The organism is Sphingomonas sp. RS6 (assembly GCF_054489705.1).
In genome coordinates this window covers 175,072-197,726 of sequence record NZ_JBTMWM010000005.1, presented here as the reverse complement: position 1 = coordinate 197,726, position 22,655 = coordinate 175,072, and the positions used below count along the sequence as shown (strand labels likewise).

Sequence of the window (22,655 nt, the reverse complement as noted above, 5' to 3'; positions counted from 1 at the left end):
GCCAGCCTTGGTGCGGTCAGCCTCGACGCGGTCGCTCGATCATGCCGCGTGCCGCCGGCAGGATCAGGTCCATATGGCGGTTCGCGCGAAGGCGATGCCAACCGAACAGATCGCCGATGCTACGGCGGGACTGTTCTCGCGCGACATCGGCCGTCGCATCGGACGCATCGCCGGTGCGGGCGGCGACGCGGGCGATGCGATCGCGCTCCGGCGCCTCCAGCCAGATGCCGGTGAACGGCACCCGCGCCTGGAGCGCCAGCGCCTCGGCGACTTCGCGCTCGCTGCGGTTCATGAACACGGCGTCGAGGATGACGGTGGTGCCGCAGGCGAGATGGTCGTCCGCCGATTCGAACAACGCCTCATAGGTTTCGTCGTCGTTGCGGCGGGTATAGTGCGACGACGGCAGCCGTGCCTCGGGCGGCAGACCGGCTAGCCGCTTGCGAAACACGTCCGATCGCAGCACGCGCGCGCCGGGCGCACGGCCGTATCGCCCGCCCAGCAGCCGGGCGAGGCTGGACTTGCCGGTGCCCGAAAGGCCACCGACAACGATCAGTTGCGGCAGCGCCGGCAGCAACAGGCGATCGGCAAGCTCCGCCTCGGCGACGTGCAGCGACAGCATCAGCGGCAGCAATGCCCAGCCCGCCGCGCCCTGCGGGGACAGATCGAGATAGCGATTGGCGAGAATATTGGCATCGACCATGCGGTCCTGATCGATCAGCGGCGCCAGGACCCGCGCGAGATCGTACAACAGGTCGGCAGGCTGCCCGTCCTCGAACAGGCGAATCCGGCCGGCGCGGGCGCGGCGTTCGATGTCGGCGCCCTGGACGGCGACGGCGCTGCGCTGTGCGGCGGTGCGCGCCTGTTCCAGCAGCCGCGCCCGGAACGCGGCGCCGGCCGCGATGACGGTGGCCGACGCATGGGCGCGCGCCAGCGCATCCGCCTGCGCCTGCAGCGCCGTGATGTCGTGCAGCGGCTCCGCCTGGTCGGTGCCGGTGCGTGCTTTGGTGGTCGCGGCAAAGGCCGCCATCTTGTCGCTCCCTGGTCCGCCGGTCCCGCTCGTCACTTCCGGCCTTTCCACTATAGGACTGGATTCTGAACGGGAGCGTACCGATCAGCCGTTCCGTACAGTCGCCTGTGCAAATCGGTGCGCAATCGCCGTGTACAGCGGCTTTCGCTCGAAGCGATTATCATAAGGCGTCCCTCGCGTCATTGTACCGTCGCTGCGCGGTTTGAAGCCGTTCAGCCAGCTATATCGGTCGCACATGCCCCAGGCCAAGATGTCCCGAAGCTGTGGATAGCCGAACATGATCTGAAGATAGGCGTCCGCATAATCCGCAATCATCCGGTCGCGCTCGGCAAAGTCGGTGGGCAGATGCTGGTCGGCGACATCGAATTCGGTGACGACGAGATCATAGCCCATCGCGACCACCGCATCGAGGAACGCGCGCCATGGCCCTTCCTGTCGGGCGGCGAGCACGCCCGCCTTTTCGTCGCCGACCGGGCCGATATGCGACTGGACACCGAGCGCGTCGACGGGCGTGCCGCGTTTGCGCAGCCCCTCCAGCAGGCGAAGCACGCCGGCGCGATGCGCCTCGTTGCCGGGCTCCCAGCTCATATAGTCGTTATAGACAAGCTGGGCATGCGGCGCGGCCGCGCGCGCCGCAGCGAAGGCGCGATCGATCATCGCCTCGGTGCCGCCGAACGCCGTGGACAGGCTGGTCTCGCGCAGTTCGCCGGTGCGTTCGTCGACGGCTTCGTTGACGACGTCGTAGCTGCCGATCCGCTGGCCGTATCGACGGCAGATGGTGGCGATATGTTCGCTCAGGATGCGATCGGCCTCGCGGGCCGGAGTGCTGCCGAAATCATGCTCGTTCAGCCATTCCGAGAAATATCGGGGCTTCTGCCACAGCAAGGTGTGCCCGCGCATCGCGATGCCGAAGGATTCGGCGGCGTCGAGGATGGCGTCGAAGCGAGTGAAATCGAACCGATCGGGCGCGGGGCGAACCGCCTGCCATTTGAGCTCGTTCTCCGGCACCGCAAGTCCGCAGTCGCGCCGCATCAGCGCGGCATAGGCGGGGTTCTGGAACGACCCCGCGTTTGCCCCCGGCGGGCTCCACGCGACGCAGGAGCCGAATCGCATGCCGTGCCGTGACGCGATCATGTTCACCCCCGGGATCGTGCTGGCCGCGCGCGAGGCCGCGGGCAGGGCGGTGGCGGCGGCCGCGCCGGCCAGGATGGTGCGGCGCGTGACCTTGGCTGGAGGCATGTCCATGCGTGCTCGTCCCTCTCCTTGCCCGGCGTCGACAAGCGCCGGTTGCTTGGTAGCGTTACCATGATCGGGCTGCTACAGCCTTGTCAACGGCGGCAGGCGACCGCGATCGGGAGAGCAGGCCATGTGGCGACTATTGCTGGCGGTTTTGTGCGTTTTTTGCGGGTTTGGCGTTCCGAATCAGGGATATGCCGAAACCGGTTATGATCTGTGGCTGCGCTATGAACGTCTCGATCCGCCGCTGGCCGACCGCTACGCACCGATGCTGCGCTACACCGTCGGCGATGCCAGCCGGCCGACCCTGCGCGCGGCGCTCGACGAACTCGATCGCGGCATCGCCGGGCTGACCGGCACCGCGCCGGCGCATCGCGACGCGGTGGCCGGGACGGGCGGAATTGTGGTCGCGGTGGCGGGTGCGCCGATCCTGCGCGGGCTCGATCTGCCGCTGGCGCGGATCGGCCGCGAGGGATTCGTGCTGCGGACGGTGACGATCGGCGGCGCGCGCGTGACGCTGGTGGCGGCGAACAGCGACGTCGGCGCGCTCTACGGTGCGTTTCGCCTGCTCAAGCTGATCCAGACGCATCAGCCGATCGACCGGCTGGACATCGTCGATGCGCCGAAGCTCAAGCTGCGCATGCTCGACCATTGGGACAATCTCGATCGCTATGTCGAGCGCGGCTATTCGGGCCAGTCGCTGTGGGACTGGCAGAAGCTGCCGGGCTATCTCGATCGGCGCTACACCGATTATGCCCGGGCCAACGCCTCGATCGGCATCAACGGCACCGTGCTCAACAATGTCAACGCCAATGCGGACATCCTCACCGCTCCCTATCTGGCGAAGGTGAAGGCGCTGGCCGCGGTGTTCCGGCCCTATGGCATCCGGGTCTATCTGACCGCGCGGTTCTCCGCCCCGATCGAGATCGGCGGATTGAAGACGGCCGACCCGCTCGACCCTGCGGTCCGCGCCTGGTGGAAGGCCAAGGCGGACGAAATCTATGACGAGATCCCGGATTTCGGCGGCTTTCTGGTCAAGGCCAATTCGGAAGGCCAGCCGGGGCCGTCCGATTATAAGCGCAGCCATGCCGATGGCGCGAACATGCTGGCGGATGCGCTGGCGCCGCACGGTGGCGTGGTGATGTGGCGCGCCTTTGTCTATTCCGAGCATGACGAGACCGATCGCCACAAACAGGCCTATGACGAGTTCGTGCCGCTCGACGGCAAGTTCCGCGACAATGTGCTGCTCCAGGTCAAGAATGGCGCGATCGATTTTCAGCCGCGCGAGCCGTTCCATCCGCTGTTCGGGGCGATGCAGAAAACGCCGCTGATGATGGAATTCCAGATCACCAAGGAATATCTCGGCTTCGCGACGCACCTCGCCTATCTGGGGACGATGTGGCAGGAAACGCTGCGCAGCCGCACCTATCGGCCGAGCGCGCAGAGCACCGTCGCATCGGTGATCGAAACGCCTGTCGACGCGCAGGCGCTGACCGGCATGGCTGGCGTCGCCAATATCGGCAGCGATTTCAACTGGAGCGGATCGCAGTTCGATCAGGCGAACTGGTATGCCTTCGGTCGGCTCGCCTGGAATCCCGATGCGAACGCCGATGCGATCGCGCAGGATTGGGCTCGGATGACGTGGAGCAACGATCCCGCCACCGTGTCGACGATCGTGGCGATGATGATGGAATCGCGAGAGGCGGTGGTGAATTACATGACGCCGCTGGGGCTCGGGCATCTGATGGCGACGGGGCATCATTATGGCCCCGGCCCGTGGGTTTCCGATCTCGCCCGGCCGGAATGGAACCCGGCCTATTATCACCGTGCCGATGCGAACGGGATTGGTTTCGATCGCACCGCCAGCGGCACCAACGCGCTCGGCCAATATGCCCCCGAAGTCGCGAAACGATGGGGCGACCTGAAGACCGTGCCGGACAGCCTGCTGCTCTGGTTCCACCATGTGCCCTGGGACTATCGGATGCGTTCGGGCGAGACGCTGTGGGACAGCCTGGTCGAACATTATGACGCCGGCATCGCAAGCGTCGAGGGCATGCAGCACCGATGGGCCGAGCTGAAGGGCAAGGTCGATGCGCGGCGCTGGGCGGAGGTTCGCGACTTCCTTGGCATCCAGCGGCAGGAGGCGCAATGGTGGCGCGATGCCTCGATCGCATACTGGCAGTCGCTTTCGAAACGCCCGCTGCCGGCCGGCCATGCGGCGCCGCCGCACCCGCTGGCCTATTACGAGACGATCCGCACGCCGCACGCGCCCGGCAACGGCAAATAAGCGAAGAAGGAAGGCGACATGCGACCCACGCCACACTGGCTGCTCGCGGCGCTGGCCGCGGCGAGCCCAGCGATTGCGCAACAGCAACCGGCGATCGACCTCAACCAGCTGGGATTCGAGCCCGCCGACGTGAAGCTCGCGGTGGTGCGCGGGGCAGGCACGCAGCCGCAGTCCTGGCAGCTGCTCGACGCCGAGGGCAAGGTGGTGGGGCAGGGCGAAACCTTCGTCTATGGGCCGGACGCGAGTTCGGGTGCGACGGTTCAGCGGATCGAGTTCTCGGGCTTTCGTCGCGAGGGCAAAGGCTATCGGCTGTCGGTGGCGGGGATTGTCAGCGATCCGTTTACGATCGCGCCCGCGCTCTATCGCCCGCTCGCCCGCGATGCGGCGAACTTCTTCTATCAGCAGCGGGCGGGGATTCCGATCGAGGCGCGGTTCGCCGGTGCCGCCTGGGCCCGGCCGGCGGGCCATGCCCGCGAAGTCGCCGGTTGTTTTGCCGGTGCCGACGGACGTGGCACCAAATGGCCTGGCTGCGACTATCGACTGGACGTGACCGGCGGCTGGTATGATGCGGGCGACCACGGCAAATATGTCGTCAATGGCGGCATCGCCTTGTGGACGCTGCTCAACGCCTATGAGCGCCGGCCCGGGGCGTTTCCCGATGGTTCACTGCGCCTACCCGAATCGGGCAATGGGGTGAGCGACCTGCTCGACGAGGCCCGGTGGGAGATGGAATTCCTGCTGGCGATGCAGATCGCCGATGGGGTGCGGACCAGCGTGCCGTCGGGGCCGCTCGGCGCGCCCAAGCCCGGGCGCCCCGCCTGGGAGCCGAGCTTTCCGCCCTTTGCCGAGATCGACGCCGGCGGCATGGCGCATCAGAAAGTCGCCGATCGCAACTGGACGGCCCTGCCTATGCCGCCGCAGGACGATCGCGAGGAACGGCTGCTCTATCCGCCCACCACCGCCGCCACGCTGAACCTGGCGGCGACGGCGGCGCAGTGCGCCCGGCTGTGGCGCGGCGTGGACGACGCCTTTGCCGATCGCTGCCTGTTGGCGGCTCGGCAGGCCTGGGCTGCAGCGCAGCGCAACCCGAAGGTCTATGCGACCAGCAGCTTCACCGGCAGCGGCGGCTATGGCGATAGCGAGCTGAGCGACGAATTCTACTGGGCGGCCGCCGAGCTCTACGCGACCACCGGCGAGGCGGCGTTCCGTGAGGCGGTGACGGGTTCGCGTCATTTCGGCGAGACCGTGGGTGCGCCAGGCTGGAGCTTCACCGTACCGCTGGGGACGATCACGCTGGCGACGGTCAAGACCGGGCTGGACGACGCCGATGTGCAGCGCCTGCGCAAGGCGCTGATCGCTGGTGCCGACCGCATGCTCGGCGAACGGCGCGCCAATGGCTATGCCATTCCCTATCGCGCAGCCGGCTATCCCTGGGGATCGAACGGCGATCTGCTCAACCAGGCCATGGTTCTGGGCGTCGCGGGGGACCTGACGGGCGATGCCCGCTACCGGGCGGGTGTCGTATCGGCGCTCGACTATGTGCTCGGGCGCAATCCGCTCGGCCAGTCCTATGTCAGCGGCTATGGCGCGCGGCCGCTGCGCAATCCGCACCACCGCTTCTGGGCGCATTCGCTCGACGCGAAGTTGCCGGGGCCGCCGCCGGGCGTGCTTTCGGGCGGCGCGAACGACACCGCGATGAGCGATCCGGTGGCCATGCGGCTGAAGGGCAAATGCGCGCCCCAGACCTGCTGGGCGGACGATATCCGCGCCTATGCGCTGAACGAAGTGGCGATCAACTGGAACGCGCCGCTGTTCTGGGTCGCGGCCTGGATGGACGATTGAACCGGGTGGGGGAGGGCGCTGCGCTCTCCCCCAGCGCCGATCAGCGTACCGTCAGCGTGGCGCTTTTCAGCGTTGCCGAATTCGGGCCGGACGAGATGGTGAAGGTGCCCGGCTCCACCACATGCTTCATCTCGATGTTCCACAGCGCCAGATCGTCCGGCGTCAGTTCGAACCGCACGGTCTTCTTCTCGCCGGGCCTGAGCGTCACGCGCTGGAAGCGCTTCAGTTCCTGCACCGGCCGGGTGACCGAGGCGAGATCGTCATGGACGTAAAGCTGGACGACCTCGTCGCCGGCGACCTTGCCGGTGTTGGTCACGTCCACCTCGACGGTTGCCTTGTCGGCGATACCGATCGTCGGCGCGCCGAGCCGGGGCGCGGCGATGTCGAACGTCGTGTAGCTGAGGCCATAGCCGAACGGATAAAGCGGGCTGGTGTCGCCGAACAGATAGCCGCGGCGCGCGCTCGGCTTCCGACTATAATAGATCGGCAGCTGGCCGACATTGCGGGCGATCGACACCGGCAGCTTGCCGCCGGGATTGTAGCGGCCGAACACCACATCGGCGAGCGCGTTGCCGGTCTGCTCGCCGAGATACCAGCCCTCGATCAGCGCCGGGGCGTTCTCGGCGAGATAGTTGACCGAATAGGGGCGGCCGTTGAGCAGGATCACCACCACCGGCTTGCCGAGCGCAAAGATCGCCTTCGACAGCTGGTCCTGCGGCCCCGGCAGGTCGAGCGTCTCGCTGTCGCCCAGATGATTGTCGGCCCAGGCCTCGCGGCTCACAGCCTCGTTGCCGCCGAGCACCAGCACGACGACATCGGCGTTCTTCGCGGTCTCCACCGCCTGCGCCCGCAGCTGATCGTTGATCGAATCCGGGACCAGCTTGACCTCGTCCTTCGACCAGATCCGGTGATCGGTGATGCGCACGCCTTCGGCATAATCGACCGCGAACTTGCCCTTGCCTTCGCTCTGCATGCCTTCGAGCACGCTGACGACGTGGCGGGGCTCGTCCGAATAGCCACCGATCGGCGTGTCCTTCGCATGCGTGCCGATCACCGCCATCCGCTTGATGCCGCTCGCGTCGAGCGGGAGCAGGCCCTGCGCATTCTTGAGCAGCACGATCGATTCGCGCGCGGCCTGGCGGGCGAGGGCGATCGCTTCGGGCGTATTGGTGCGGGCGGCCGCCAGCTTCACGTCGGGATAGGGGTTTTCGAACAGCCCGCCCTCGAACTTCATGCGCAGCACGCGACGCACGGCGTTGTCGATCTGGCCCTGGCTGATCCGGCCTTCCTTCACCAGCTCGACCAGATGGTTATACGCTTCGCCATCCGGCGTCTCGACATCGACGCCGGCATCCATCGCCCGCGCCGCCGCGTCCTTCAGATCCTTGAACATATGGTGGCGGGTGATGAGTTCGCGGATCGCGAAATAGTCGCTGACGACAGCGCCCTGAAAGCCCCATTCGCCGCGCAGCACGTCGGTCAGCAGCCAGTGATTGGCATGGCTGGGGATGCCGTCGATCTCGTTATAGCTCGCCATGACCGAGAGGACGGGCAGCGTTTTCACCGCCGCCTCGAATGGCGGGAAGAAATCCTCGCGCAGCGTCCGCTCGCCGAACGAGGCCGGGCCGACATTGGTGCCGTTTTCCGGCTGGCCATGCCCGGTCATGTGCTTCAGCGTGACGAACACCTTGTCGGGCGCGAGCGGCAGCGTCAGCCCCTGAAAGCCGCGGATCGCGGCCAGGCCCATCTGCGTCACCAGATAGGGGTCCTCGCCATAGGTTTCCTCGATGCGGCCCCAGCGCGGATCGCGGGCGACGTCGACGACCGGCGCAAGGACGAGGTTGGCGCCGCGCGCCCGCGCTTCCTTCGCGGCCATCGAGAAGACCTGCTCGACCAGCGCCGTATCGAAGCTGCTCGCCAGCCCGATCGACTGGGGAAAGCTCGTCGCGCCGGGCGCGACCAGACCGTGCAGTGCCTCCTCGTGCATCAGCATCGGGATGCCGAGCCGGGTCTTCTCCACCGCCCATTTCTGCGTGGCGTATACGTAGCGGGCGGTCTCCTCGGGGCTGCGGTTGACGTCGCCGGCATTGGCGCCCGCGGCGGCCGATGCGCCGGGGGCCACGCCGCGCCGATCATAGGGGCGGGAGATCATGCCGAGGCCGTTGGGGAAGTTCCGGCTCGCCGCGACAGGATCGAATTCACCCTGAGCAGACTGGACCTTGCCCTTGTTGAGCCAAAGCGCGACGAGCTGCGAGACCTTTTCCTCCAGCGTCATGCGGCCGAGCAGATCGTCGATGCGCGCCTCCACCGGCTGCGACGCATCCTTGTAGAGCGGCTTTTCACTGCTGCGGCTGGCCTGTGCGGCGGCGGGCAGGGCACCGGCCATCGGTGTCAGCGCGGTGGCGGCGACGGCCAGCGCGACAAGGCGGCGAAACGAGCGCATGTTCCTCTCCCTGATGATGACGCGGCAGTCAGCTGCTGCCGTCTGGTCGTTATGGTAGCGCTATCAGCTATAAATGGCGCTCGCGCCGCCGGTCAACAGCCTCGATCGCCGCCGATTGCTTTCCTGTTAGCGCGAACTTATGCGTTCTTGCAGGAGGGGCAATGAGCAAATCGAGCCGGCGCAGCCGGGGGTCCGTGACGGTGCAGGATGTCGCGCGCGAAGCCGGGGTGTCGGCGATGACCGTGTCGCGCGTCGTCAATGGCGGCACCAATGTCCGCGAGGCGACGCGGGAGGCGGTGCTTGCGGCGATCGCGAAGCTGAACTATTCGCCTAATGCTGCGGCGCGCAGCCTGGCGGCGGGGGAGGCGACGCAGATCGGCCTGCTCTATTCCAATCCCTCGACGGCGTATCTGTCGCAGTTCCTGATCGGCGCGCTTGCCGCCGCGCGACGGGCGGGGTGCCACCTCGTGCTGGAAGCCTGCGAGGGCGAGCGGCCCGAGGAGCAGGCGGAGGCGACGCGCGGCTTTGTCCAGACGCATGTCCAGGGCGTGATCCTGCCGCCGCCCCTGTCCGAAGCGGCAGCGGTGCGCGCCGAACTGGAGGCCGCCGACATTCCGTGGGTGTCGGTGGCGATGGGCCTGCCGCCGACGGGGAGCATGAACGTCCGCATCGATGATTTCGCGGCGGCGGCGGCGATGACGCGCCATCTGATCGATCTCGGCCACCGGCGGATCGGCTTCATCCGCGGCAACCCGAACCAAACGTCGAGCGCGGAGCGCTATCGCGGCTTCAAGGCGGCGGTGGAGGCGGCGAGCCTCGACCTTGCGGACATGCCGGTCGAACAGGGTTATTTCACCTTTCGCTCGGGCATCGTCGCGTCCGAGCGGCTGCTCGATTCCGCCACGCCGCCGACCGCGATCTTCGCCAGCAACGACGACATGGCGGCGGCGGCGGTGGGCGTTGCGCATCGGCGCGGGCTCCATGTCCCGCAGGATCTGAGCGTCGTCGGCTTCGACGACACCGCGCTCGCGACGACGATGTGGCCCGAACTGACGACCGTGCGTCAGCCGATCGCCGCGATGGCCGAGGCGGCGCTGACCGTGCTGCTCGACGAACTGCGCGGCCCGGCGGCGCCGGAGGATCGCCAGCAGGTGCTCGCGCACGAGCTGATCGTCCGCGAATCCTCGGGTCCGCCGCCGGCCGGCCGCGATGCGCGCGGCTGAAAAGCGCACGCGCGCTGACGATGCTTGCTTTTCCCGGTTGCACCGGGCAGCGTTACCGCTAACAACCAGCCCATGTCGGGGGCGTTAGGAGAGGGATCCCATGAATCAAACGGCGGAGCGGGCCAATTTCGGCCTGATCGGCGCCATCGTGGCAGTGGCCACAATCGGCGGGTTGCTTTTTGGATATGACAGCGGTGCCGTGAACGGCACCCAGCCGGGGCTTCAGGCCGCGTTCCAGCTCGACGAGGCGGGACTCGGCTTCACCGTCGGCTCGCTACTGATCGGCTGCTTCATCGGCGCCTTCTTCGCCGGCACGCTCGCCGATGCGGTGGGGCGTCGCAACGTGATGCGGCTCGCCGCCTTCATCTTCCTCGTCGGCGCGCTGGCGCAGGGCTTCGCGCATCTGCACGGGGTGTTCGTCGTCGCCCGTATCGCCGGCGGCATCGCGGTCGGCGCCGCATCGGTGCTGTCGCCCGCCTATATCTCCGAAGTCGCGCCCGCGAACATTCGCGGCCGGATGACGACGGTGCAGCAGATCATGATCATTTCCGGCCTCACCGCCGCGTTCGTGGTCAATTATTACCTGGCCGCCGCCGCCGGCGCCTCGACCGAACCCTTCTGGGGCGGGCTGGAAGCGTGGCGTTGGATGTACCTGATGCAGGCCATTCCCGCTGCCGTGTTCCTGATCGCGCTGTTCTTCATCCCGGAAAGCCCGCGCTACCTGGTCGCCAAGGGCCGCACCGAGGAAGCCGGCAAGGTGCTGACCGACCTGTTCGGCCCGAACACCGCGCGCACCAAGCTGGAGGAAATCCGCGCGAGCTTCAGCGTCGACCATCGCCCGAGCTTCCGCGATCTGATCGATCCGCGCACCGGCGGCATCCGCCCGATCCTGTGGGCGGGCCTGGTGATCGCGGTGTTCCAGCAGCTCGTCGGCATCAACGTGATCTTCTATTACGGTTCGACGCTGTGGCAGTTGGCCGGTTTCACCGAGGCTGACTCGCTTCTCATCAACATCGTGTCGGGTGCGGTCTCGATCGCGGCCTGCCTCGTCACCATCGGCCTGGTCGACAAGATCGGCCGCAAGCCGCTGCTGCTGATCGGCTCGGCGGGCATGGCGGTGACGCTGTTCGTGCTGGTCTATGCCTTTGGCCAGGGGGCGCTCGTCGACGGCAAGCTCGTCCTTTCGCCCGATCTCGGCAAGACCGCCGTGGTTGCCGCCAATCTCTACGTCATCTTCTTCAACATCAGCTGGGGTCCGGTGATGTGGGTGATGCTGGGCGAGATGTTCCCCAACCAGATCCGCGGATCGGCGCTGGCGGTGTGCGGCTTTGCCCAGTGGTTCGCCAATTATCTGATTGCGCAGAGCTTCCCGGTGATGGCGTCGAAGCTCGGGCTCGCCGTCAGCTACACCTTCTACGCGGTCTGCGCCGTCGTCAGCTTCTTCCTCGTCCTGAAATTCATCAAGGAAACCAAGGGCAAGGAACTGGAGGCGATGGAAGGCTGACTTGATGATCCTCCCCGGCACGGGAGGGGAACCATCGCCGAAGGCGATGGTGGAGGGGGATTGCCCCAACGGATGTCGCGTGTGGCTGGCCCCCCTCCACCAGCCTGCGGCTGGTCCCCCTCCCTGTGCCGGGGAGGATTGTGAGGTATCGATGACCCGCACGCCCGTCCGTCCGTTCCGATCGCGCGAATGGTTCGCCGCCCCCGGCCGCGCCGACATGGCCGCGCTCTATCTAGAGCGCTTCATGAACTACGGCATCACGCCCGGGGAGCTGACCTCGGGCAAGCCGATCATCGGCATCGCCCAGTCGGGCAGCGACATCGCGCCGTGCAACCGCATTCACCTGGAGACGGTGAAGCGCGCGCGCGAGGGCATCCTGGCGGCGGGCGGCATTCCGATGGAATTCCCGCTCCACCCGATCTTCGAGAATTGCCGGCGCCCGACCGCTGCGCTCGACCGCAACCTCGCCTATCTCGGCCTGGTCGAGATCCTCAACGGCTATCCGATCGACGCGGTGATCCTGACCACCGGCTGCGACAAGACCACGCCCTCGTCGCTGATGGCGGCCTCCACCGTCGACATCCCGGCGATCGTCCTCTCGGGCGGGCCGATGCTCGACGGCTGGCACGAAGGCGAGCTGGTCGGCAGCGGCACGGTGATCTGGCGCAGTCGCCGCAAGATGGCGGCGGGCGAGATCGACGAGGCCGAGTTCCTCCGCCGCGCGATGGAGAGCGCGCCGTCCTCGGGGCACTGCAACACGATGGGCACCGCCTCGACGATGAACAGCCTGGCCGAGGGGCTGGGCATGAGCCTGCCCGGCTGCGCGATGATCCCGGCGCCCTATCGCGAGCGCGGGCAGATCGCCTATGAGACCGGCAAGCGTATCGTCGAGATGGCCTATGAGGATCTTCGCCCGTCGAAGATCCTCACCAAGCAGAGCTTCCTCAACGCGATCAAGCTGCTCACCGCGATCGGCGGCTCGACCAACGCCCAGCCGCACCTCAATGCGATGGCGGCGCATGCCGGCATCACCATCACCCCCGAGGACTGGCAGACCGGCTATGACCTGCCGCTGATCGTCAACATGCAGCCGGCGGGGCAATATCTGTCCGAGCGCTTCCATCGCGCCGGCGGCATCCCCGCGGTGCTCAAGCTGCTGGTCGATGCGGGCATCCTCGACGGCAGCGTCGCAACCTGCACCGGTCGCACCATGGCGGAGAATGTCGCCGAGGCGCGCGTGCTCGATGCCGACGTCATCTTCCCGCTCGACAAGCCGCTGATGGAGAAGGCCGGGTTCCTGGTGCTCACCGGCAACCTGTTCGACATGGCGATCATGAAGACCAGCGTGATCTCCGAGCAGTTCCGCGCGCGCTATCTCTCCACCCCGGGGCAGGAGGGCGTATTCGAGGTCCGCGCGGTCGTGTTCGACGGATCGGACGACTATCACCACCGGATCAACGATCCGGCGCTCGGCATCGACGATAACTGCATCCTGGTGATTCGCGGCGCTGGCGTGCTCGGCTGGCCGGGCTCGGCGGAAGTCGTCAACATGCAGCCGCCCGACGCGATCCTGCAAAAGGGCATCCAGAGCCTGCCGACGCTGGGCGACGGCCGCCAGTCGGGCACGTCGGACAGCCCCTCGATCCTCAACGCCTCGCCGGAGAGCGCGGCGGGGGGCGGCCTTTCCTGGCTGCGCACCGGCGACGTGATCCGCATCGACCTCAACCAGGGCCGTGTCGACGCGCTGGTCGAGGCCGACGAGATCGCCCGCCGCAAGGGCGAGCCGGCGCCGCCGATCCCGCCGAGCAACACGCCGTGGGAAGAGCTGTACCGCGAGAAGTCGGGCCAGCTGCACGAAGGTGGCGTGCTGGAATTCGCGACCAAATATCGCGGCACGGGGCTCAAGGTGCCGCGGCATAACCATTGATGGGGGGGATCGTCGTCCCGTGAGGATGGGAGATGGATGGCGCCAGCGCGCGAAGCCACGCCCATACTGCGAGTACGTCGGGCCGCGCCGCCGCGGCCGGTCGGGCGACGATATGATACGCCTTGCCATCGATCACCGGCCCGAAGGGCTGCACCAACAAGCCGCTGGCAAGGTCGGGTGAGGCGAGCACGAGGCTGCTGACGACGGCGCCATGCCCAGCGATTGCGGCTTGCAAGGCATGGGCGTCATCGGTGAACCGCGGGCCTGCGCTGACCGGCAGGTCGAGGATGCCGGCCTGGTGGGTCCATGCCGCCCAGTCGGGTCCGGCGGCCGGGCTGATCCATTCGGCGTGCAGCAACTGCACCCGTCGCAGATCCGCCGGGGTCGCGACGCCCAGTGCCGGGCTGCACAACACGCCCGTCTGCTCGACCATGAGAGGCTCGGCGACAAGTCCATCGAACGGCCCGCCGCCATAGCGGACTGCGAGGTCCGCATCCCCCGCCTCCAGATCGACGCACAGATCGCTCGCATGGAGGTGAAGGTCGATATCGGGATTGGCTTCCGAGAAGCGCCCGAGCGCCGGCACGAGCAGGCGCGCCGTGAACAGCCGCGTTGCGGAAAGCACCACCGTCGCCCGCTTCTGGACGTTGCCGATCTGGGCGAGCGTCTGCGCAAAGGCATCGAACCCGTCGCGCAGCACCGGATATAGCAGCGCGCCTGACGGCGTCAGCGAGACACGGCGGACGTGCCGGGTGAACATCGGCTGCCCGAGCACGTCCTCCAGCAGTCGGATCTGATGGCTGATCGCGGTTGGCGTGACGCCGAGTTCGGCTGCCGCCTTTCGAAAGCTCAGGTGCCGCGCCGCCGCCTCGAACGCGCGCAGCGTCGCGAGTGGCGGCAGTTTGCGGCCGTTGTTCATCGATGAATTCATTGCATCCATCCCCTGAGGTATTCGCCTTTGTCACCGCTATGGCGCTGGCTTAGCGCGACCGCATCATAGATGAGGAATATGCCACCATGAACATGCCAAAGCACGGCCCGATGCGCCTTCTGCACATCGATTCGAGTGCGCGGACGGGGATTTCGGGGGAAGACCCACGCGGATCGCATAGCCGCCGTCTTTCCCGTCACTTCATGGATCGCTGGAAAGCGGCGCGTCCCGGCGACATCGTCTGTCGCCGCGACGTGGCGGCGCTTCCGCCCGCGCCCGTCGACGAAGCCTGGATCGACGCCGCCTTCACGCCCCAAGCGCAACGATCGCCCGGCCAGACGGCCCGGCTGGCGGAGAGCGATCGGCTGGCCGGGGAGTTGCTTGCGGCCGATCTGCTGGTGGTGGGCGTGCCGATGTATAATTTCGGGGTTCCGTCGCCGCTCAAAGCCTGGATCGACAATATCGTTCGGGTCGGGATGACCTTCGGGTTCGATCGCGCACGGGTCGGCGAGCCCTATTGGCCGATGGTGCCTGCGGGGAAGCGGCTGGTGATCCTGACGTCGCGTGGGGATTATGGCTATGCCCCGGGTGAGCGTCTGGCAGCGATGAACGTCGTCGAAGCAGGGTTGAAGGTTCCGCTGCGCTACATCGGCATCACCGAGAGCGACACCATCGCGATCGAATATGATGAGTTCGGCGACGATCGACTCGCCGCCTCGATCGCCGCGGCGGAAGCGGCGGTGGAGACGCTGGTTGGGCGGTTGCTGGGGGCGCTTTCGGCATAGCAGGCACTGAGGGCGCCTACGTCCGATTCCGGAGATGGCGCTAGTCACTCGGCAGTGATAGTTAACGCCTCCGACATGATTTGGGGGCGTGATGGACGGCACGGATACGGCACCGGCGAAGCGACCGCGCAATGCGGCCAATACGCGGGGCGTCATTCTGGAAGCGGCCAAGCGGCTGCTGGCGGAGCAGGGCTTTGCCCACTGGGGCGTGAACGCGATTGCGCGTGCCTCAGGCTATGACAAGCAGCTGATCTACCGCTATTTCGGCGGCATGGACGGGCTGGCGGAGGCGATTGCTGCCGACGTTTCCGCCTGGATGGAAACGGCGCTGGTGAGCCCCGAGAACGTGCCACCGCCAGCGACCTATGCCGAGATGATGGCGCGCGTCGCGGTGGCGCTGCTCGATGCGCTGCGCAGCGATCCGCTGGCGCAGAAGATCCTCGCCTGGGAGCTTTCTGCGCCCTCCACGCTCGCCACGGCGTTCACCGAGGCGCGTGGCAAGGCGCTGAGCGCGTGGATCGCGCGCGAGCGCGGCACGCTGCAGCGGCCCGCGGGAATTGACGCGCCGGTGCTCAACGCCCTGCTGATTGCCTCGATCCAGCAGTTGGTGCTGTCGGGCGCGCAGAGCGGACGGTTTCTGGGGCTGGATCTCAGCGACGAGGCCGGCTGGGAGCGCGTGCGCAGCGGCATCGCCGGGCTGACCAAGGCGATGTTCCAATAGTCTGGATCCTCCCTCGGCCTTGCTGGGGGAGGAATTTGGGTCAGGCGCCGACGCGGATCATCGATGTTGGCTGGCCGGCCACCGTCACGCGGAAGCTGAACAGATCGCCCGACGTCGGCCGGGCGGCCTTGTCTTCGGCCGAGAGGTGCTTGTTCGCCGTGGTGGCGAACACCGTCTTCAGGTCCGGGCCGCCGAACGCGATCTTGGTGATCGCATCGACCGGGAAGGGCACCGTCTCGACCAGTTCGCCCGCCGGCGAATAGCGGCGAACCTCGGAACCCGCATAGAGGCTCACCCAAACAAAGCCCTCGCTGTCGACGCAGGGGCCGTCCGGATAGCCCTCGCCCTCGGCGATGCGGGCGAACTCGCGGCGGTTCACCAGCGCGCCATCAGAAGCGATGTCGCAGGCGTAAATCAGCTGGCCGAGCGTATCGACATGATAGAGCGTCTTGCCGTCGGGCGAGACCGCCGGGCCGTTGGTGATCGACACCTTCGGACTCGATGCGACGCAGCTTCCGTCAGCGGCGAGGCGGTAGATGGTGCCGGTGGCTTCGCTTTCGCCGTCGTCCATTGTGCCGAACCAGAGGCGGCCTTGCGGATCGACAGTGCCGTCGTTCAGGCGGTTGCCGGGCAGTTCGGGCTCGGGATCGATCAGCTGGGTAAAGCTGCCGTCGGCGGGGTCGAATTTCGCGAGGCCCGTCTGCAGCCCCGCGACGAAGCCGCCGCTGGCACAGGGCAGCGCGAAGCCCACCTGCGCGGGCGCATCCCAGCTCGCCTTGTCGCCGGTGGCGGGATCAAGGCGGTGGATCTTGTGGCTCTTGATGTCGACGAACCACAAGGCCGCGTCGCGCGCCACCCAGACGGGGCCTTCGAGCAGCGGGGCGGCAAGCCCCCACACGCTTTCCGGCGCCGATGCCACCACCTTGTCGCTCATCTTATCTCCAGCCCGCATCCACGAAATACTCGTGGCCGGTTACCAGCCGCGCATCGTCGGATGCAAGGAACAGCGCCATCGCGGCGATGTCGTCGGGGACCAGCCGGCCGGTCATGCACTGCGCAGCGACGATCTCGGCCTCGCCCTCGGGCGTGTACCATTTCAGCTGGCGCGGCGTGCGGACATTGCCGGGCACGACGCAGACCGAACGGATGCCGTCCGGGCCGAGTTCGCGGGCAAAGCTGCGCGTCAGGCCCTCGATCGCGGCCTTAGCCGTCTGATAGAGGGTCAGATCCTCCAGCCCCAAATGCCAGGAAATCGAGCCGAGGTTGATGATCACGCCGGCGCCCTTGGCCTTCATGCCCGGGATCACCGCCTGCGCCATGAAGAACTGGTGGCGCAGATTGACGTTCATCCGGTTGTCCCAATAGTCGGGAGTCACCTCTTCGATCGTGTGGCGATCGTCATTGGCCGCGTTGTTGAGCAGCACGTCGAACGCGCCCTCGGCCTCGACCAGCGCCTGGACCTGCGCCTGGGCCGCGCGCACGTCGGTCAGGTCGACCTTGTGGAATCGCGGCGCGATCGGCGCATCGGCCAGGCTGGCGGCGAGCGCCTGCGAATCGGCATCGGCAATGTCGAAAAAGGTCACGTCCGCGCCCTGGCGCACGAACCCTTCGACCAGCCCGGCGCCGATCCCCGATCCGCCGCCCGTGATCAGCACGCGCTTGCCCTTCAGGCTGGGATAGACGGCTCGCTGGTCGCGGGCCAGCGGCGCCTGCTTGGGGTCGGATTCGGACATCAATTACCCTTACGAATTCGAGAGAAGGCCGCGCGAGGCCAGGTTGCGCATCAGATCGCGAATGCCGAACGTCCAGGGCGCGGCGTCCTTCGACGTGGTGACGCGGTTGACGAGCGTGCCGAGCTTCGGCGTGGAAATGCGGACGACGTCGCCCGGCTTGTGGGTGAAGCCGCGGCCGGGATGGTCGCGATCCTGCACCGGCGCGAACAGCGTGCCGAGAAACAGCGCGAAACCGTCCGGATACTGGTGCTCGCTCAGCGTCTGGCGGACGAGATCGGTCGGATCGCGGCTGATCTCGCTCATCTTGTTGGTGCCCGACAGACGATAGCCTTCCGGCCCGTCGATGGTGAGATCGACCACCGCGCCGCGCACATCGTCCATCGTGAACTGATCGTCGAACAGGCGGATGAACGGGCCGATCGCGGTCGAGGCGTTGTTGTCCTTCGCCTTGCCGAGCAGCAGCGCACTGCGGCCCTCGAAGTCGCGCAGGTTGACGTCGTTGCCAAGAGTCGCGCCCTTGACGGTGCCGTTCCGGTCCACCGCCAGCACAATCTCCGGCTCGGGATTGTTCCAGTCGCTGTCAGAACGAATGCCGATGTCCGCGCCCCAGCCGACGGCCGAAAGCACCGGCGCCTTGGTGAAAACTTCCGCATCGGGGCCGATCGCGACCTCCAGATATTGCGACCACATGCCCGCGTCGATCAGCGCCGCCTTCAGGCTGGCGGCTTCGGCGGTGCCCGGCACGACCGAGCGGATGCCCGATCCGACCTTGGCTTCCAGGTCACCGCGGATTTCGGCTGCCTTGTCCGCGTCACCGCGCGCGCGTTCCTCGATCACGCGCTCAAGCGCCGAGACCGCGAAGGTGACTCCGCAGGCCTTCACGCACTGCAAGTCGAACGGCGCGAGCAGCGTCGGCCCCTGATCGGTGCCCAGCGCCTCGACGGTGCAGATTGTCTCGCCATCGATCGTGGCGATATCGTCGCGTTCGAGCAGATCCGCCACCGTCGGCGCGGTGGCCGACACGTCGATGACGGCGCCGCCGCGGACGATGATGGGGCTGGGGCCGGCCTGACGCTGAACGCGGCCGACCAAGATCGCCTGCGGATGATCCGCGGGCAGCAAAACTTGGGATGCTTCCAAGACCTCTCGCCTACCTTGTCGTGGTTTTGTGATAGCGCTACCAATGCCGCCAGCGGCGCGACATTGTCAAGCGCGGCAATATCCCGGTTTCAGCCGTTTTCAAATATAAGATAGAATTTCACTCACGATCGCCTCGCGCGCGCGCATCGTGCCGTTCTCGCTCGCCTGAACGGTTCGCCACGGGCCGAGCCGGTCGGCCGCGACGATCGCCTCATAATGGGTGCGCACCCGCTGTTGCAGGGCTATGTCGGCTTCATATTCGTCGAAGCTGCGATCGGTATAGCTGCGCTGCGCCTTTTGCAGGATCAGCTCGCGCGCCAGTTCCCACGGCGTGTCGAGATAGATCGACAGGCGCGGCGCGGGCAGGGCAAACTGCCCGGTTTCCAGCGACTGGATCCAGTCGCGCAGCGCGGCCGCGCCGCCGCCGTTCAGCTTGGCGGCCTGATAGGCCATGTTCGAGGCGATATAACGATCGAGCACGACGATATCGTGGTCGGCCAGCGCGTCGAGCAGTGGCTGACGCCATTCCAGCCGGTCGAGCGCATAGAGCACGGCGGCGGCCTGCGGCGTTACCGGCACGGCGAGTTCGCCCGCCAGCATCCGGCCGATCGTGACGCCGGCCACCGTCTCGCCATATCGCGGAAAGCCGATCACCGTCGCGCGCTGGCCGCGCGCGTTGAGCGCCGCGCACAGGCCGAGCGCGGCGGTGTTCTTGCCGACGCCGTCGGCGCCTTCGATCGCGATCAGTTCGCCCATGACGCGGCCTTTAGGCGTCGGCCCAGGAAACGGCAACGGCGCGTCAAACGAAGACGGCCGCGATCACCGCCGCCAGCCGGCTCGGCTCGCATTCGTCGAGCGCGACCTCCAGTTCGGGGTGAAGGCTGTAGCCGATCGTGCGACCGTCACGGTCAGCGCCGACCGACAACAGCCGCCAGCCCGTTTCCTCGCGCAGCGCGGCGATCCCGCCGGGCATCGGCTGGCGATCGGGGTCGACGATCGTGATCGCCTGCGCCGGCAAGCCCGCGCCGAGCGTCGCCCGACAGACGCGCAGGGCAAAGGCGCGCGGCCCGGCGTTCGACGGCGCCTCGACCGTGTCGACGCTGGCGGTCTCTGCGATCAGGCCCTGGCCCAGCGGGCTGCCATGGACGGTGAGGTCGCGGCGCGGCGGGCCAGGCGGAACGGCGTGCGGAGCGAGGGGGGAAACGCCGCTCGCCACCGCTGCGCCGCCATCCACCGGAACCGGTGCGTCGACCGCCAGTTGCGCCTTGAGATCGGCGATACGGGCGCTGTTGCGGGCGAGCCGCCCGCTCGTATCGGTAACCTGATCGAGTGCCTCGTCGAGCTCGCCGGCCCCGAACTGGCGTTCGATCGCGTCACGCAACGCGATTTCGTTGTCGACACCGAACAGCGCGAACAGCGACGCCTGGACCGAGGCGTTCCACCGCGCGAACGGCTTCTGCGCATTTTCGACGCGCGACAGATTGACCGGGGCGAGCGCATAGTCGCGCTCGACCGCACTGATCGTCAGATCGGGGTCGCGCATCCTGCGGGCGCGCGTCGCAGCGGCGAGCAGCACCGCGAAGCGCGCTTCATCGATGTCGGGCGCGGCATTGTCACGGAACGGTTCGGCCCAGGCGGCGATATCGAAGCCGGGGGCATCGATGTCGATCAGCAGGTCCGCCGGGGCGATTCGTAGCGCCGCCGCGATCCGGCGCAACTCGTCCGCGCGCGCGACCACTTCGCCCCGCTCGATCTTCGACAACCGGATGTACGGGATCTCGGGCACCACACTGGCGAGGCGCAGCAGCTTTGGAAAGCCGCGTTGTCGCCGCTGTTCGCGAAGTCGATTGGGGAAAACGATCGATCGATTCAGGTCGACATTCACCACGCGCCCAACTGGTGCACGCGCCCGCCCTTCGCCCTTGCCTTGCATTCATCTGTCCCGATTCGCATCATAGGATGCGTTCTGGAGCCATTTTGAAGTATATTAGGGATAATACAAGGTTAATGGCGCCGCCTTAGTGTCGGCGATGGGTCCGTTCTGGTGTGCATAGCAGCGCACAGGCGCCCGTCGGCTCGAGCGGCAGGATGGCCGTCAGCTGTCCGCCGCCGGTGGCGTGATGAAGCAGCCAGCCCGGCTCTGCCGTGGCCGGGCGGGCGGGGGAGAAGGCCACGCCATTGCCGTCGGTGATCACGCCCAGCCGCGCGGGCGGGGCGGGCCAGCGGCCGGCCAGATAGCTCAGCAGCGCGGACGCCGCATCCTGCATCGCGCCTTCTTCGGTGTCCTCGGGACAAAATCCCTCCGGGGTGGCGTCGATTTCCGCGACGACGCGAAAGTCGTCGCTGCGCCACCAGGTCATCCGCAGCGCGCCATCGCTGGTCTGCTGCAGCCCCAGGATCAGCCTCGCGGTGCTCGGCAGCAACGGCCTTGCGCATCGCGCGACCTGCTGTGCCAGTTCGGTCAGCCTGTAGTTCGGGCGCGGCAGCGCCGGGATCGTTTCGGCGGCTGCGATGGCATTGGTCTGTCTGGGCATCATCTCGTTCCGCAGGCTGTGTCAGCTCATTATAGGACGAAGATGGGGCCTGCGGTTCAGTGGAGTGCGACGCTGCTTGCGGTCGGGGCTGCGGCGAGCACCACCGCCTCGGCGGTTTCGCGCTGTGCCTCGGCGACGACGGCGTCGATGCTGCCCGGCTCGATCGCCTGCACGCTGGCCAGGCGATTGTGCGGCTGGGTAGCGTCGGGCAGGATCGGCGTCGCCGGACGGGCGCCGGGCTGGCGGCGCTTGGCGGCGACGGTGTCGCGATATTCGGCCATCACCGCGAAGCGCGGATCGGCGGCGGCGATCTCGGCGATTGTCTTGGCGGCGCGCTTGGTGATCTGGCGGACGCGCTCCTTGGTCACGCCGGTTTCGAGCGACAGGTCGTCGAGCGTGGCGGTCTGGAACACGCGGCGGGCAACGATCTCGCGATCACGCTCCAGCTTGGCTTCCAGCTTTTCCAGTTCGGCGGGGTCGATGCCATAGGTGGCGTGGCGCAGGCGCGGGCCTTCGCGGCGGATCGCTGCTTCTTCGCGCTTCGGGCGGGGGCGACGGCGGAGCTGCTCGATCCCGACCTTGCGGAGGTGATCGACATAGGCTTCGATCAGCGATCCGATCGCGCCATCGGCCAGGTAATCCGACGCGGCGCTCTCGGTCCGCGACAGGGCGTCCTCGTCCTCGATCATCGCTTCGGGGGACAGTTCCTCGCCGTCGGGCGAGGTGGCAAGCGCGCTGAGCGACACCGTGGTCGCCTCGACCTTCTTCGCCGAGGGGCGCTGGTCGGTCATCAGGCGGAAGCGCAGGCTCTGAAGCTCGCCGCGGATCTGCCAGTTCACGAATGTGGTGAACTGGGCCTTTTCCGGCTCATAAGCCTGGATCGCGCGGTGAACCGCGATCGCGCAGCACTGTTCGGCGTCGTCCCAGTGCGCGGTCAGGCCATATTGGCGGATGAAGTGGCGGATGCGGGGAGCGATCAGCTTGAGGATCCGGGCAAAGGCGCGGTCGACCTCGGCGCGCTGGCGAGCGGTCTGCTTCGCGTCCTTCGGCGTGTTCTCGATGACGGAGGCGACAGCAGCCTCGAGAGCGATCGTGATCTTCGACATGTTTTCTTCCCCTGGTCCGTGGCGGCGCGAACCTTCGTTACGGCGCCGTCGACAAGGGCAGATTTCGCCTGAAACACTTAAAGGAATGCTAATCGATCCTATAGGTAAAACCCGCACATTATAGGATCGGTTCCGCAATCGCGCCCGCTAAGCGCATGAAAATAATATGGTTAATTCGCGGTCCACCATCGTCCCGCACCATTTCGTTGCGGTGTC

18 protein-coding genes are annotated in these 22,655 nt (G+C 67.1%); 7 read left to right on the top strand and 11 right to left on the bottom strand.

The window, feature by feature from the left end:
• Window positions 1-16: 16 nt before the first annotated feature.
• Window positions 17-1,027, bottom strand: a complete 1,011-nt coding sequence (locus ACX40Y_RS11645) for an AAA family ATPase (protein ID WP_459119731.1) — start codon at window positions 1,025-1,027, stop codon at window positions 17-19.
• Between the two features lie 84 nt (window positions 1,028-1,111).
• Window positions 1,112-2,272 (bottom strand): endo-1,4-beta-xylanase, encoded by a 1,161-nt coding sequence (locus ACX40Y_RS11640; RefSeq protein WP_459119730.1) that lies wholly within the window; start codon window positions 2,270-2,272, stop codon window positions 1,112-1,114.
• A 121-nt stretch (window positions 2,273-2,393) separates the two neighbouring features.
• Between ACX40Y_RS11640 and ACX40Y_RS11635 the strand changes: the two genes are divergently transcribed.
• Both ACX40Y_RS11635 and ACX40Y_RS11630 read left to right on the top strand, forming a co-directional pair.
• The gene (locus tag ACX40Y_RS11635; protein WP_459119729.1) at window positions 2,394-4,550 is read left to right on the top strand and encodes an alpha-glucuronidase family glycosyl hydrolase; all 2,157 of its coding nucleotides are present in this window, start codon (window positions 2,394-2,396) and stop codon (window positions 4,548-4,550) included.
• 18 nt (window positions 4,551-4,568) lie between these two features.
• Window positions 4,569-6,392 (top strand): glycoside hydrolase family 9 protein, encoded by a 1,824-nt coding sequence (locus tag ACX40Y_RS11630; protein ID WP_459119728.1) that lies wholly within the window; start codon window positions 4,569-4,571, stop codon window positions 6,390-6,392.
• Window positions 6,393-6,432: 40 nt separating this feature from the next.
• Here ACX40Y_RS11630 and ACX40Y_RS11625 read toward each other — a convergent pair whose 3' ends face one another.
• Window positions 6,433-8,835, bottom strand: coding sequence for a glycoside hydrolase family 3 N-terminal domain-containing protein (locus ACX40Y_RS11625; RefSeq protein WP_459119727.1), 2,403 nt, complete (start codon window positions 8,833-8,835; stop codon window positions 6,433-6,435).
• 161 nt (window positions 8,836-8,996) lie between these two features.
• On the opposite strand from ACX40Y_RS11625, the gene ACX40Y_RS11620 reads away from it, so the two are divergent.
• From ACX40Y_RS11620 to ACX40Y_RS11610, 3 genes are all read left to right on the top strand, one after another.
• A complete protein-coding gene (locus ACX40Y_RS11620; protein ID WP_459119726.1) occupies window positions 8,997-10,058 on the top strand; it encodes a LacI family DNA-binding transcriptional regulator in 1,062 nt (353 codons plus the stop codon).
• Between the two features lie 100 nt (window positions 10,059-10,158).
• Window positions 10,159-11,562 carry a sugar porter family MFS transporter gene (locus tag ACX40Y_RS11615; protein ID WP_459119725.1) on the top strand — a complete coding sequence of 468 codons (1,404 nt, stop codon included), beginning with the start codon at window positions 10,159-10,161 and terminating at the stop codon, window positions 11,560-11,562.
• A gap of 151 nt (window positions 11,563-11,713) precedes the next feature.
• The gene (locus ACX40Y_RS11610) at window positions 11,714-13,489 is read left to right on the top strand and encodes an IlvD/Edd family dehydratase (protein ID WP_459119724.1); all 1,776 of its coding nucleotides are present in this window, start codon (window positions 11,714-11,716) and stop codon (window positions 13,487-13,489) included.
• Here ACX40Y_RS11610 and ACX40Y_RS11605 read toward each other — a convergent pair.
• Entirely contained in the window at window positions 13,464-14,408 is a 945-nt protein-coding gene (locus ACX40Y_RS11605) for a LysR substrate-binding domain-containing protein (protein ID WP_459119723.1), read from the bottom strand. The two genes, ACX40Y_RS11610 and ACX40Y_RS11605, sit on opposite strands and share 26 nt — an antisense overlap.
• Window positions 14,409-14,506: 98 nt before the next feature.
• Between ACX40Y_RS11605 and ACX40Y_RS11600 the strand changes: the two genes are divergently transcribed.
• A complete protein-coding gene (locus ACX40Y_RS11600) occupies window positions 14,507-15,205 on the top strand; it encodes an FMN-dependent NADH-azoreductase (protein ID WP_459119722.1) in 699 nt (232 codons plus the stop codon).
• Between the two features lie 91 nt (window positions 15,206-15,296).
• Complete coding sequence (locus ACX40Y_RS11595) at window positions 15,297-15,926, top strand: TetR/AcrR family transcriptional regulator (RefSeq protein ID WP_459119721.1); 630 nt, start codon at window positions 15,297-15,299, stop codon at window positions 15,924-15,926.
• 40 nt (window positions 15,927-15,966) lie between these two features.
• Here ACX40Y_RS11595 and ACX40Y_RS11590 read toward each other — a convergent pair whose 3' ends face one another.
• From ACX40Y_RS11590 to ACX40Y_RS11560, 7 genes are all read right to left on the bottom strand, one after another.
• Window positions 15,967-16,860: an SMP-30/gluconolactonase/LRE family protein gene (locus tag ACX40Y_RS11590; RefSeq protein WP_459119720.1), complete on the bottom strand. Its 894-nt coding sequence runs from the start codon at window positions 16,858-16,860 to the stop codon at window positions 15,967-15,969.
• A gap of 1 nt (window position 16,861) precedes the next feature.
• Window positions 16,862-17,659, bottom strand: a complete 798-nt coding sequence (locus ACX40Y_RS11585; protein ID WP_459119719.1) for an SDR family NAD(P)-dependent oxidoreductase — start codon at window positions 17,657-17,659, stop codon at window positions 16,862-16,864.
• Window positions 17,660-17,668: 9 nt separating this feature from the next.
• Complete coding sequence (locus tag ACX40Y_RS11580; protein ID WP_459119825.1) at window positions 17,669-18,781, bottom strand: fumarylacetoacetate hydrolase family protein; 1,113 nt, start codon at window positions 18,779-18,781, stop codon at window positions 17,669-17,671.
• Between the two features lie 117 nt (window positions 18,782-18,898).
• Window positions 18,899-19,555: a dTMP kinase gene (locus ACX40Y_RS11575; protein WP_459119718.1), complete on the bottom strand. Its 657-nt coding sequence runs from the start codon at window positions 19,553-19,555 to the stop codon at window positions 18,899-18,901.
• 43 nt (window positions 19,556-19,598) lie between these two features.
• Complete coding sequence (locus ACX40Y_RS11570) at window positions 19,599-20,684, bottom strand: helix-turn-helix domain-containing protein (RefSeq protein ID WP_459119717.1); 1,086 nt, start codon at window positions 20,682-20,684, stop codon at window positions 19,599-19,601.
• Between the two features lie 133 nt (window positions 20,685-20,817).
• A complete protein-coding gene (locus tag ACX40Y_RS11565) occupies window positions 20,818-21,333 on the bottom strand; it encodes a hypothetical protein (protein ID WP_459119716.1) in 516 nt (171 codons plus the stop codon).
• A gap of 56 nt (window positions 21,334-21,389) precedes the next feature.
• Window positions 21,390-22,439 carry a sigma factor-like helix-turn-helix DNA-binding protein gene (locus tag ACX40Y_RS11560; protein ID WP_459119715.1) on the bottom strand — a complete coding sequence of 350 codons (1,050 nt, stop codon included), beginning with the start codon at window positions 22,437-22,439 and terminating at the stop codon, window positions 21,390-21,392.
• Between the last annotated feature and the right edge of the window lie 216 nt (window positions 22,440-22,655).